The sequence below is a fragment of the Bradyrhizobium barranii subsp. apii genome, assembly GCF_011516635.5.
GTDB classification, from domain to species: domain Bacteria; phylum Pseudomonadota; class Alphaproteobacteria; order Rhizobiales; family Xanthobacteraceae; genus Bradyrhizobium; species Bradyrhizobium barranii.
In genome coordinates, this window is the sequence record NZ_CP096255.1 from 9877642 (window position 1) to 9889949 (window position 12308).

Below are 12308 nucleotides of genomic sequence, written 5' to 3' on the forward strand. Positions count from 1 at the left end.
CTGCCGAATGCGTAATATTGCGTCAATGCATGGTTCCGTACATCTACGGAGCCGGAACGGCTAAATCAGCCTGAATCCACGGGAAAGTGAGATTATTCACCGCTCGAGAGCAGCGAGCCGTGCTTCTTGGCGCTCCGCAAAAGGGCAAGGAATGCCCCAAAAGATGCAACCAGCAGCACCGCATTGATGGCCAACGCACGCAACATCAGATCGATCCGGAGGGTCTGTTCGATCAGGAGCGCCCGCATTCCCTCGAACACATAGGTCGGCGGCAGCGACCAGGCGACGTATTGCAGCCATGCCGGCAGCACGCGGACGGGATAGTAGACGCAGGCGAGCGGCATGATCGCGAACATCAGGGTCCAGACGATGCTCTCGGCGCCAAGGCCGTTTCGTAAGACCAGCCCCGAGACGAAGATGCCGACCGCCCAGCTCGTGAAGATCAGATTGCAGAAGAATGCAATCAGCGGCAGACCGAGGGCGTAGACGTTGAAGTGAAACAGGAACAGCGCGAGCAGCGTCATCGGGATGACGCCGATCGCGAGCCGGATCATGCTCATGATCATCAGCGACAGCAGAAACTCGATCGGCTTCAGGGGGCTCATCATGAGGTTGCCGATGTTGCGCGCCCACATCTCCTCCAGAAACGAGATCGAAAAGCCGAGCTGGCCGCGGAACAGGATGTCCCAGAGGATGACGGCGCCGATCAGCGTGCCGCCGGCGCGCGCGAAGAAATTGGCGTTCTCGGCGATGTAGAGTTGGAGAAAGCCCCAGGTGATGACCTGGAGCGCGGGCCAATAAAGCAGCTCGAGCAGCCGCGGCCAGGACGACATCAACAGGTACCAGTAGCGCAGGATCATCGCGCCGATGCGATGGATGGAAATGCCGCGGTGGAGGGAGAGCTCGGTCATCGCGCCGCCTCCTTCGCACCGTTCGCCCGCCCGCGCGCGACGTCCAGGAACACCTCCTCCAGCGTGGTGCGGTTGTAGCGCGCCATGATGGCCTCCGGCGTGTCGTCGTCCTCGATGCGGCCGCGCTTCATGATGATGACGCGGTCGCACAGACGCTCGACCTCGAGCATGTTGTGCGAAGCCAGAAGGATGGTCGCGTTGTTCTCCTTGCGATAGCGCTCCATATGCGCCCGCACCCAGTCGGCTGTATCCGGGTCGAGCGAGGCGGTGGGCTCGTCCAGCAGCAGCAGCTCGGGCTGGTTGATCAGCGCCTTCGCCAGCGCGACGCGGGTCTTCTGGCCGGCGGAGAGCTTGCCGTTGGCGCGGTCGATGAATTCGGTGAGATCAAGCTCGTCGGCCAGCCTGGCGATGCGATCGGAGACGTTCTTCACCGCATAGAGCTTGCCGAACACGGTGAGGTTCTGCCGCACCGTGAGGCGCATCGGCATGTCGACATAGGGGCTCTCGAAATTCATCCGCCCCAGCACCGCCGCGCTCTGCTCCGGCATCCGATGCCCGAGCACCTGCACGCGGCCGGAGGTCGGCAGCACCAGGCCCATGATCATCGCGATGGTCGTGGTCTTGCCGGCGCCGTTGCCGCCCAGGAGCCCGGTGATGCTGCCACGCGGCAGCGAAAAGGAGATATCGTCGACGGCGCGGGTCTGCTTGTAGACCTTGACGAGGTGATCGACCGCAATGGCCGCAGAGGAGCCGCGCTCCGCGACAGTCGGCGGACTTGAAGCTTTGTCGTTCCCGGTCATGCTAGCCGTTCTTCTGCTATTGCAGCGGATAGCGCAAGGCTTGTAATCCGGGTGGTTCCGCGAGCCCCGCGTTTGTGACCGAGAAGGCACCGCCACATTGGCCGAGATGACTGAGACTGCCGATACCGACTTCCGCCACGCACAGCGGCATATCCGCCTGGACACGATCCTGCGGCTGCGCTGGCTGGCGGTGCTCGGCCAGCTCGCGGCGATCTTCATCGTGGCGCAGGGGCTGGAGTTCAACGTCGAGATCGTCCCCTGCGTCAGCATCATCGCGCTGTCGGCGGCGCTCAACCTGGCGCTCCAGACCGTGTCCAATCCGCTGCAACGGCTGGAGCCGATGCAGGCGGCCGGACTGCTGGCGCTGAACATCGTGGAGCTGGCGGGGCTGCTGTTCTTCACCGGCGGACTGCAGAACCCGTTCTCGTTCCTGTTCCTCGCGCCCGTGCTGATCTCGGCCACGGCGCTGCCGGCCCGCCTCACCTTCGGCCTCGGCCTGCTCGCGGTGGCCTGTGCTTCGGTCCTGTTCTTCTTCCATCTGCCGCTGCCCTGGGATTCGGACGATCCCCTGGTGCTGCCGCCGATTTATCTCATCGGCATCTGGCTCTCGATCGTGCTCGCGATCGGCGTCACCAGTCTTTACTCGTTCCAGGTGACGGAGGAGGCGCGCAAGCTCGCCGACGCGCTGGCTGCGACCGAGCTGGTGCTGACACGCGAGCAGCATCTGACCCAGCTCGACGGCCTGGCTGCCGCAGCCGCGCACGAGCTCGGCACGCCGCTCGCGACCATCTTCCTGATCTCGCGCGAGCTGGAAAAGACGGTGAAGGACCCAAGTTTCGCCGCCGACCTGAAAACCCTGCGCGAGCAGACCCAGCGCTGCCGCGACATCTTGAGCAAGATCACCCAGCTTTCCTCCGAAGGCGCGCCGTTCGACCGCATGAAAATGTCGGAGCTGATCGAGGAGGTGGTGGCCCCGCACCGCGATTTCGGCGTCGACATCAAGGTGCGGATCGCGGTGGCGGCCTTCGCCGAGCCGATCGGCTCGCGCAACCCGGCGATCCTCTACGGCGTCGGCAACATCGTCGAGAACGCGGTCGATTTCGCCCGCACCACCGTCGAGGTGAATGCATGGTGGAACAAGGACACGATCGAGCTCGTGATCTCCGACGACGGCCCGGGCATTCCGCCCGATATCCTTAACCGGATCGGCGAGCCCTATTTGTCGCGGCGGCGCAATCTGGATGACGGCGGCGGCGAGCAGCGTGGGCTCGGGCTTGGCGTGTTCATCGCGCGCACCTTGCTGGAACGCACCGGGGCCAAGGTCTCGTTTACCAACCGGACCTTTCCGGAACACGGTGCTGTGGTTCACATCAATTGGCCGAGAGAGCGTTTTGAGACTATCGAGACGCTCGAAGAAACAATAGGATAGGCCGCGACCTTGCGTCGCACAGCAGGGCCGATCGACTATTTGCGGCCTTGGCACCGCCTGATTGCGACGCCATATGTAGATGTGCAGAGAGAGGACAACACCTTGAACGCCATCGCCGAACTGAACGAACAGACCGACCGCTCGCTTCTCATCGTGGAGGACGACAAGCCGTTCCTGGAGCGGTTGTCGCGCGCGATGGAGACCCGTGGCTTTGCGGTGACGTCGTGTGACACCGTCTCGGATGGCCTCGCGCAGATCGGCAAGGCCGCGCCCGCATTCGCCGTGGTGGATCTGCGGCTCGGCGACGGCAATGGTCTCGACGTCGTCTCCGCGCTGAAGAAGAAGCGCCCCGAAGCCCGCGCCATCGTGCTGACCGGCTATGGCAACATCGCCACCGCCGTGACCGCCGTGAAGATGGGTGCGATCGATTATCTGTCGAAGCCCGCGGATGCCGACGACGTCGTCGCCGCCCTGCTCTCGACCAGCTCGGAGAAATCCGAGTTGCCGACCAACCCGATGTCCGCCGACCGCGTCCGCTGGGAGCACATCCAGCGCATCTACGAGATGTGCAACCGCAACGTCTCGGAGACGGCGCGCAGGCTGAATATGCACCGTCGTACGTTGCAGCGGATTCTGGCGAAGCGCGCGCCGAGGTAACGGTCTCGTAGGGTGGGCAAAGGCGCGTAGCGCCGTGCCCACCGCTTCTACTTCAATCCTGATCGGCTTGGATGGTGGGCACGCTTTCGCTTTGCCCACCCTACGGCGTCCGCGTTCGCCGCGCCGCTATTCCCAAAAATCCGCGTGGCCCTGCGGGTCGACCAGACGGTTGATCCGCAGCGCTGCCGCCATCGCGAAACGCACCGTCATCTGCTTGCGCGTGGCGGCGGCGATCTTGTGCTCGGGCGCCTCGCACTGCATGTGCGCGCCATAGGCGTCCGCAATGATCAGGCCGGTGTCTTGCGGAAAAATCTCGCAGGGCAGATCCTGCGTGAAGGCGAAGAACAGCCGGTCGCAATGGGCGCGGTACTCGTGCCATTTCTGGTCGGCACGCAAATCCTCGACCGATGACTTAATCTCGACGATCCAGATCTCGCCGCGCTCGTTCAGCGCCACCAGATCGGCGCGCCGGCCCGACGGCAGCGGCAGTTCGCTGATGCAGGTAAAGCCGAGCGAGCGCAGCAGCCGCGCCGTGCCGCGCGCGATCGCCAACGCCGTCTCGGACTGGCGGCGGTCGGGCGGCGGAACCAGGGCGATGTTGCGGGCGGTGCTGTCCATGAGGGGAGCTTAGCCGATTCCGGTAGGTGCGGACACTGCCCGATGAACCGCGGCCACAAGCTCATCTGTCGTCCCCGCGAACGGCTAGATGTGGGGCGGCATCACCACCACGCCCTCGTTGCCGCGCAGATCCAGCACGCCTTCCAGCCTCTCGCCCTCGCGATCCAGAAACGTCGACAGCAAGATCTCGCTGTTGAAACGGATCGCGCTGGTGGTCACGGCGATCGGGTCGGGCCCGAGATTGAGGACGATGATGATCGCGATGCCCTCGGCCTCGCGGCGATAGACCAGCAGATCGCCTTGCGCGGCGATCGGATGGTAGTCGCCCTCGACCAGCGCCGGAGAGGCCTTTCGCAACGCGATCAGCCTCTTGTAGAGACTGAGGATCGATCGTGAATCCGCTTCGAGATTGACGACGTTTTCGTGGATGTGGTCCTCCGGCAGCGGCAGCCATGGCCTTACGCCGGAGAAGCCGCCGGTCTGCGAAGAGTCCCACTGCATCGGCGTACGGCAGCCGTCGCGCCCCACCCCGATGCCGGGCACATTCTTCTCAAAGGGGTCGCGCACGTCCTCGGGGGAGATTGCCAGCTGGTGCATGCCGATCTCGTCGCCGTAATAGAGCGTCGGCGTGCCGCGCAAGGTCAGCAGCAGCATGGCGGCGACGCGGGCCTGCTCCGGCCCGACGCGGCTTGCGACGCGCGGACGATCGTGATTGCCGAGCCCCCAGTTCGGCCAGGCGCCCTTCGGCAGCGCCTTCTCGTAATCCTCAACGATTGTCTCGATCGAGCGCGCGCTCCAGAACGTCGAGAGCAGCGCGAAGTTGAACGGCATCTGCGCGCCGGTGAGATCGTTGCCGTAATAGGCCATCAGCCGGTGCAGCGGCAGATAGATTTCGCCGATCAGCACGCGGTCGCGATACGCGTCCGTGACGCGCCGCATCTCGGCGATGACGTCATGCACCTCCGGCTGGTCGGTGGAGTATTGCGTCAGGATCTTCTCGTTCGGCGGTCGGCCCTCGACGTAATGCGGGTTCGGCGGGTTGTCGCGGAATTCGGCATCCTTGATCAGGTGCCAGATCACGTCGACGCGGAAGCCGTCGACGCCCTTCTCCAGCCAGAACCGCATCGCGTCGTAGATCGCCGCGCGGACATCCGGATTGCGCCAGTTGAGGTCCGGCTGCTCGGCGAGGAAGGCGTGGTAGTAATATTGACCTGTCGTCTCGTCGAAAGCCCACGCGCTGCCGCCGAATTCGGACAGCCAGTTGTTCGGGACACCGCCATCGGCGGCCGGATCGCGCCAGACGTACCAGTCGCGTTTGGGATTGTCGCGCGAGGACCGGCTCTCGACGAACCAGGGATGCTGGCTTGATGTGTGGTTCGGCACGAGGTCGAGGATCAGCTTCAGGCCGTTGTCATGCGCCGCCGCGAGCAGCGCATCGAAATCCGCCATCGTGCCGAACAGCGGATCGATGCCGGTATAGTCGGAGATGTCGTAGCCGAAATCGGCCATCGGCGACGGAAAGATCGGCGACAGCCAGATCGCGTCGACGCCGAGCGATTTCACGTAAGGCAGCCGGCGCAAAATGCCGGCGAGATCGCCGACGCCGTCACCGTCTGTGTCCTGAAAGGAGCGCGGGTAGATCTGATAGAAGATGCCGTCGCGCCACCAATTGTCGCCGCCCTGAGCCATGCCGGAAAACCCACCCAAAAATCTGCGTCTCGCGCGAGTGAACGCGGAACGAACGCCGCGGTTCAAACCAGCAGGCGAATTGGGACGGACGTGTGACGGCGGGTGCGGCTGTTCCCGGGCGAGGCACGAATCTTTTGCTTGGCGGCATGACAAAAATCGGCATTGTGGCGCCATGACCGAGCAAAATGACACCCAAGAGTCCTCGCAAGCCAAGGCCGGCGCGATCATCGTCCCCGTGACGCTGTTCGAGCAGAACTGCACCATCATCTGGGACGAGCCCGGCAAGAAGGCCGTGGTGATCGACCCCGGCGGGGACGTGCCGAAGATTCTGGACGCGATCAAGCAGACCGGCGTCACCGTGGAGAAGATCTGGCTGACCCACGGCCATATCGACCATGTCGGCGGCGCGGCCGAATTGCGCGATGCGCTGAAGGTGCCGATCGAGGGGCCGCATGTCGCGGATAAATTCCTGCTCGACAACGTGGTCGAGAGCGGCGCGCGCTTCGGCATGACCGGCGGCCGCAATTTCGAGCCGGACCGCTGGCTCGACGAGGGCGACAGCGTGTCGATCGGCGGCCTGCAGTTCGACATTTTGCACTGCCCGGGCCACTCGCCCGGCAGCGTGGTGTTCTTCAACAAGGACTTGCGCTTTGCCCATGTCGGCGACGTGCTCTTCGCAGGCTCGGTCGGGCGCACCGACCTGCCCGGCGGCAGTCACGCCACGCTGATCAACTCGATCAAGACCAAGCTCCTGCCGCTCGGCGACGACGTCGGCTTCATCTGCGGCCACGGCGCCGGCTCGAGCATCGGCCAGGAACGGATGACCAATCCGTTCATCACCGGCGAGATGTGAGCGCTACTCGGCGGCCTCCGCCAACGCCGCCGTCTCACTGAGGTTGCGCTCGCCCCAGTCGCGGATCGCGGCGACGACCGGCACGAAACTCTTGCCCTTGCGCGTCAGGCGATACTCGACCTTGGGCGGCACCTCGCCAAAATCCTTGCGGTCGATGAGGCCGCTTTGGGTCAGCGCCTTCAATTCGCGGCTGAGCACGCGCGGGGTGATCTCGGCGCTGCCGGCCATGCCGCGCAACAGGCCGCTCCTGATCTCGCCATAGCGCCGCGGACCGTCCCTGAGGTCCCAGACGATGCGCAGCTTGTACTTGCCGCTGATCATCTTCTGAAAGGCCGTAACCGGACAGGTGCGCGCCGGGTTTGCCCTTGCCATGTCGCCTCCTCCATACGCAGCCAGCCATTCTTGTTTTGACGCGTTTTCTTTACGCGAACCGGTATCCACTTCGCTCGAAAACGCTATGCGATAAGGATAGGAGCGACGTCGAAAAAGTCCATACTATCAATTTTGTCCATACTTGCAGGATCGCCCGCAAGGCGCAGATGATGGCGCACATGACGAACAGGGAGCGTCACATGAAGCACTTCATGATCAGGTACGAATTCAGGAACGGCACGACGGAAGCTTGGCACCAGGAGATCCGCCGCTTCATCAAGGCGATCGAGGGCGATCCGGAGTTGAAGGGGCGGATCGGCTATCGGGTCCTGAAGAACCGCGACGACGCCAGCTATTTCCACCTCGCCAGCGTCACCGACGAGGCCGCGCAAAAGGCGCTGCAATCGCGCGACTTCTTCAAGGCCTATCAGGAGATGACGCGGAAGGTCGCCGGCGGCGAGGTGACGGTGGCGCCGATCGAATGGATCGATCAGACGGCGTAGCTCCGTCATTCCGGGCTCGCGACTACGTCGCGCCCCGGGACGACAGTGGGGCTACTTCATCAATCCCGCGGCGGTGAGTGCGCGGGTGATGATCTGGCCGAGATCGAAGCCGCGCGCCGCCTCGCGCTTCGGCTCGGCCGGCTCTTCGGCGACTGCGGCGCGGATCGAGCGGGCGAGATGCGGCGCGGGTGAAAGCGCCGGCTTCGACGTCCCGGGCCCGGCCTTCTTCCCGGCCGCGTCCGGAATCCAGCCGGTGAGGCCGAAGAACTTTGCGATGTGGTACGACGAGGAGATACCGGCCTCGATCAGGAACGCGCCTTCGATGCCGTAACGCTGATCATTATCGGCGAGGCCGAGCGGCGTGCCGTGGGCCATGTCGGTGATGGCGTAGGACTCGACCAGCGTCTCGCCGTCCTTGTTCCACCAGGCCTGGCGCGGATAGCCGTCGACGATGGTCTCCGCCATCGGCACGGCCGGCAGATCGTGCAAGTCGAGCCACTGCTTGACGATCTCGCTGGCGTTGCCGGGATTGACGGTGCGGTCGGCGCTGCCGTGCCACACCGACATCTTCGGCCACGGCCCGCGATGGTTCGAGGCGCGCCGCACGAAGTCGCCGAGTTCGCGCTCCGGCCGCTGCGGCGAATGAAACATGCCGTCGAGCGCCTCGCGCAGATTCGAGGCGATGCCATAGGGCAACCCGGCGATCACCGCACCGGCCGCAAAAACTTCCGGATAGGTCGCGAGCATCACCGACGTCATGCCGCCGCCGGCGGAGAGACCGGTGATAAAGACGCGTTTGGGATCGATGCGGTGCGCTTTGGCCATATGCGCGATCATTTCGCGGATCGACCGCGCCTCGCCGCCGTCCCGCGCAGTGTCTTCCGGATTGAACCAGTTGAAGCAGGTGTTGCCATTGTTGACGCGTTGCTGCTCGGGCATCACCAGCGCGAAGCCGTAATGCTTCGCGAGCGTCGACCATCCCGCGCCGAGATCGTAAGCAGCGGCGGTCTGGCCGCAGCCATGCAGCACGACAACGAGCGCGCGCGGCTTCTGGAGTTGCGCCGGCACGAACGCGAACATGCGCAGGTTTCCGGGATTGTCGCCGAAGCCCGTGACTTCTTCCAACGCGCTGGATACGTCCGCGCTCCGGCCGAATTCGGCAAGGCGCAGACCATCCACCTTTGGCAGATGTCTCAAGAGAGCGAGATTTTTGGCAAGCGACACGGCAACTCCTGGCAGGCGACGTTCAACGTTCACCCAAACCAAATAGTTGCTGCGGTGCAAAATAAAAAGCCCGTGTGCTGTCTATCACCCGAAATCATGCAAAAATCCGCAGGAATACGCATGAATTAACCGCAATGCCTCAACTTCGTGCAGAGACGCGGCGCATCCACGCCAGAAATGCGGCGCAGATCGTGATTAACGCCGCAAACGCGGCGAGCGAAACGAAGAAGCCTGCGCGCGCCGATTGCAACGCTTCAACCGCAAAGAACGCCGCGCCGATTGCGGCCACTCCGGCTGCATTTCCGATCTGCGCCGTCGTGCCGTACATGCCGGACGCCGAGCCTGCCGCGACAGGCTTCACCGTCGAGAGCACCGCACCGGATAGCGGCGCCATCACCAGCCCCTGCCCGTAGCCGAAGATGATCATGACGAGTGCGAGCAGGATCGGCGTCGGCGCATCGATATAGCCCGTGACCAGCGCGAGTGCGGCGAGGCCCGCGATCTGCAACATGCAGCCTTCGATCAACACCTTGGTCCCGCGATGGCGCGCCCGCGCGCCGCTGTGACGCGACGCGACCACGAAAGCCAGCGCGAGCGGAATGAAGGCCATGCCGGCTGCGAGCGGTGGGATCTTCAGGCCGCGCTGCATGAACAGCGTCATGACGAGATAGAACGAGAGATTGGCGACGAAGAAAAAGAACGCTGCGCCGAGCCCACGCAGGAAGGCTGCATCGGACAGCAGCGTCAGATCGATCAGCGGCATGCCGCCGGCGCGCGCCACCGCATGCTCGAGCTTCAAGAAGACGACAAGGATCGCGCCGCCGCTCGCCATCACGGCCCATAGCCACGGCGCCCAGCCGACATCGTGACCGAACAGCAGCGGTCCGATCAGGCACAACAGCCCCGCGAACAGCACCACGCTCCCCTTGATGTCGAGCCGCGTGCCGGCCCGGCGCGGCACCGACGGCATGATGCGCCAGGCGGCGGCCGCAATGACGAGGCCGCAGGGCACGTTGACGAAGAACACCGAGCGCCAGCCGGTACCGGCGAGGTCGATCGTGACCAGGAGACCCCCGAGCAGGAAGCCCGCGGCGCCCGCAAGCCCGAGCACGATGCCGTAGATGGCGAAAGCGCGGCTGCGCTGTTCGTCGGTGAAGAGCAGATGCAGCGTCGCCAGCACCTGCGGCACCATCAGCGCTGCAGTCGCGCCCTGCGCCAGCCGCGCGATGATCAGCTCCGCGCCCGATTGCGCCAGCCCGCACCACAGCGAGGTCACCGTGAAGCCGAGCACGCCGGCCAGGAAGACATTCTTCGTGCCGTGGATGTCGCCGAGGCGGCCGCCGGTGACGACCAGCGTGGCGTAGGCGATCAGATAGATCGCGATGACGGATTCGATCTGCGCCGGCGTCGCATGCAGGTCCGCCGCGATAGTGGGAATGGCGACGTTCACGATGAAGGCATCGACGCCGAACATGAACTGCGCGGCGACGACGATCGCCAACACGCCCCAGCGGCGCGACGAATCGACTTGTTTTGTGACGGTTTGATGCATTTTCGCGCGAGCCTTCGGCGATTTATTTGGGCGCAAAACTCGCAGATCGGCGTCATCGGCGCGATTACCTCCGAGGTAGGACTTGCCGCTTTGGCCCGATTGCTGCATGGCAATTCCCGCTGGTTTTGCGGGCTCGGAAGTTTTCCGGATGTACGACTACGACATGGTGGTGATCGGCTCGGGCCCGTCGGGGCGCCGGGCTGCGGTGCAATGTGCCAAGCTCGGCAAGGCCGTGCTGGTGGTGGAGAAGGGCCGGCGGGTCGGCGGCGTCTCGGTCCATACCGGGACGATTCCTTCAAAGACCCTGCGCGAGACCGTGCTCAATCTCTCCGGCTGGCGCGAGCGCGGCTTTTACGGCCGCTCCTACAAGGTGAAGCAGGACATCGCGGCGAGCGACCTGATGATCCGTCTTCAGAAGACGCTCGACCATGAGGTCGAGGTACTCGAGCATCAGTTCAGCCGCAACCTGGTGCGCACCGCTCCTGATCGCCTGCGGCACGCGCCCGTTCCGCCCGGACTACGTGCCGTTCGACGGCACCACCGTGCTCGACAGCGACGAGATCATCGAGCTGCCAAAGCTGCCGCGCAGCCTGGCTGTGATCGGCGCCGGCGTGATCGGCGTCGAATACGCCACCATCTTCAGCGCGCTCGACGTGCCGGTGACCCTGATCGAACCGCGGCCGACCTTCCTCGATTTCATCGACAAGGAATTGATCGACGAATTCGTGCACGAGCTGCGCGACCGCAACGTCGCGCTGCGGCTCGGCGCCAAGGTCAACTCGATCGAAAAGACTGCGCAGGGTGGCATCGTCACGCATTTGTCGGACGGGCGGCACGTCACCACGGAAATGCTGCTGTTCGCGGCGGGGCGCGTCGGCGCCACCGATCGGCTCAACTTAGAGGCGGCCGGTATCGTCGTCGACCATCGCGGCCGCATCTCGGTCGATCCCGTGACCTTGCAGACCAGCGTGCCGCACATCTACGCCGCCGGTGACGTGATTGGCTTTCCGAGCCTCGCTTCCACCTCGATGGAGCAGGGACGCGTCGCCGCCTGCCACGCGCTCGGCATGGAGCCGCTCGCGCCGCCGGAGTTCTTCCCCTACGGCATCTATTCGGTGCCGGAGATATCGACGACGGGACTCACCGAAGAAGAGGTGCGCACGCGCGGCATTCCCTACGAGGTCGGCATCGCACGCTTCCGCGAGACCTCCCGCGGCCACATCATGGGGCTGAACAGCGGCATGATGAAGATGATCTTCTCGACCAAGACGCGCCGGCTGCTCGGCGTGCACATCCTCGGCGAAGGCGCCACCGAGCTGATCCATATCGGCCAGGCCGTACTGAACCTCAAAGGCACCATCGACTATTTCATCCAGAACACGTTCAACTATCCGACGCTGGCGGAGGCGTACAAGATCGCCGGGCTGGATGCGTGGAACAGGATGACGCGGTAATCTTCTCCTCGCCCTCTTCTCGTCATGCCCGGGCTTGTCCCGGGCATCCACGTTCTTCGTAGCGCCGCAAAGGTCGTGGATGGCCGGGACAAGCCCGGCCATGACGGTGTGGAAGCGTCTGCACGCAAGAATGGGGAGAAGGAGAAGAGAGTGGTCTTCGCTGCGCATGCCTGCATTCCGCTGCGCGGGACATCGCGCGATTGCGTTCAGTGCCCCCAGCACGTAGCCTCCGCACACCCAACAAAC

The 12308-nt window shown here is 64.3% G+C and carries 12 protein-coding genes and 1 pseudogene; 6 read left to right on the top strand and 7 right to left on the bottom strand.

Features of this window, described 5'->3' with window-relative positions:
- Positions 1–92: 92 nt before the first annotated feature.
- Together HAP41_RS46955 and HAP41_RS46960 are read right to left on the bottom strand one after the other, a co-directional pair.
- Positions 93–911, bottom strand: coding sequence for an ABC transporter permease (locus HAP41_RS46955; RefSeq protein ID WP_166066511.1), 819 nt, complete (start codon positions 909–911; stop codon positions 93–95).
- Positions 908–1711, bottom strand: a complete 804-nt coding sequence (locus HAP41_RS46960) for an ABC transporter ATP-binding protein (RefSeq protein WP_166066502.1) — start codon at positions 1709–1711, stop codon at positions 908–910. The genes HAP41_RS46955 and HAP41_RS46960 overlap by 4 nt, the downstream gene beginning before the upstream one ends.
- A 106-nt stretch (positions 1712–1817) precedes the next feature.
- On the opposite strand from HAP41_RS46960, the gene HAP41_RS46965 reads away from it, so the two are divergent.
- A complete protein-coding gene (locus HAP41_RS46965) occupies positions 1818–3140 on the top strand; it encodes an ActS/PrrB/RegB family redox-sensitive histidine kinase (RefSeq protein ID WP_085404068.1) in 1323 nt (440 codons plus the stop codon).
- A gap of 102 nt (positions 3141–3242) precedes the next feature.
- Complete coding sequence (locus HAP41_RS46970; protein WP_014491094.1) at positions 3243–3797, top strand: ActR/PrrA/RegA family redox response regulator transcription factor; 555 nt, start codon at positions 3243–3245, stop codon at positions 3795–3797.
- 126 nt (positions 3798–3923) lie between these two features.
- On the opposite strand, the gene HAP41_RS46975 is transcribed toward HAP41_RS46970, so the two are convergent.
- On the bottom strand, positions 3924–4415 hold the full coding sequence (locus tag HAP41_RS46975) for an MmcB family DNA repair protein (RefSeq protein WP_028170389.1): 492 nt from the start codon (positions 4413–4415) through the stop codon (positions 3924–3926).
- A gap of 84 nt (positions 4416–4499) precedes the next feature.
- On the bottom strand, positions 4500–6104 hold the full coding sequence (locus tag HAP41_RS46980) for an alpha-amylase family glycosyl hydrolase (protein WP_166066442.1): 1605 nt from the start codon (positions 6102–6104) through the stop codon (positions 4500–4502).
- 172 nt (positions 6105–6276) lie between these two features.
- Between HAP41_RS46980 and HAP41_RS46985 the strand changes: the two genes are divergently transcribed.
- Entirely contained in the window at positions 6277–6957 is a 681-nt protein-coding gene (locus HAP41_RS46985; protein ID WP_166066410.1) for an MBL fold metallo-hydrolase, read from the top strand.
- 3 nt (positions 6958–6960) lie between these two features.
- Here HAP41_RS46985 and HAP41_RS46990 read toward each other — a convergent pair whose 3' ends face one another.
- The gene (locus HAP41_RS46990; RefSeq protein WP_071908999.1) at positions 6961–7329 is read right to left on the bottom strand and encodes a winged helix-turn-helix transcriptional regulator; all 369 of its coding nucleotides are present in this window, start codon (positions 7327–7329) and stop codon (positions 6961–6963) included.
- Between the two features lie 200 nt (positions 7330–7529).
- Between HAP41_RS46990 and HAP41_RS46995 the strand changes: the two genes are divergently transcribed.
- Entirely contained in the window at positions 7530–7832 is a 303-nt protein-coding gene (locus HAP41_RS46995) for a hypothetical protein (protein WP_224580554.1), read from the top strand.
- A 51-nt stretch (positions 7833–7883) separates the two neighbouring features.
- Here the strand turns inward: HAP41_RS46995 and HAP41_RS47000 are convergent, their stop codons facing one another.
- Positions 7884–8912 (bottom strand): extracellular catalytic domain type 1 short-chain-length polyhydroxyalkanoate depolymerase, encoded by a 1029-nt coding sequence (locus HAP41_RS47000; RefSeq protein ID WP_224580553.1) that lies wholly within the window; start codon positions 8910–8912, stop codon positions 7884–7886.
- Here HAP41_RS47000 and HAP41_RS47005 point away from each other — a divergent pair.
- Positions 8889–9185 (top strand): hypothetical protein, encoded by a 297-nt coding sequence (locus HAP41_RS47005; RefSeq protein ID WP_224580552.1) that lies wholly within the window; start codon positions 8889–8891, stop codon positions 9183–9185. The two genes, HAP41_RS47000 and HAP41_RS47005, sit on opposite strands and share 24 nt — an antisense overlap.
- A 10-nt stretch (positions 9186–9195) precedes the next feature.
- Here the strand turns inward: HAP41_RS47005 and HAP41_RS47010 are convergent, their stop codons facing one another.
- Positions 9196–10608, bottom strand: coding sequence for an MFS transporter (locus HAP41_RS47010; RefSeq protein WP_166066358.1), 1413 nt, complete (start codon positions 10606–10608; stop codon positions 9196–9198).
- A 148-nt stretch (positions 10609–10756) separates the two neighbouring features.
- On the opposite strand from HAP41_RS47010, the pseudogene sthA reads away from it, so the two are divergent.
- Positions 10757–12062 (top strand): annotated as a pseudogene (gene sthA, locus HAP41_RS47015) (Si-specific NAD(P)(+) transhydrogenase).
- The last annotated feature ends 246 nt before the right edge of the window (positions 12063–12308 follow it).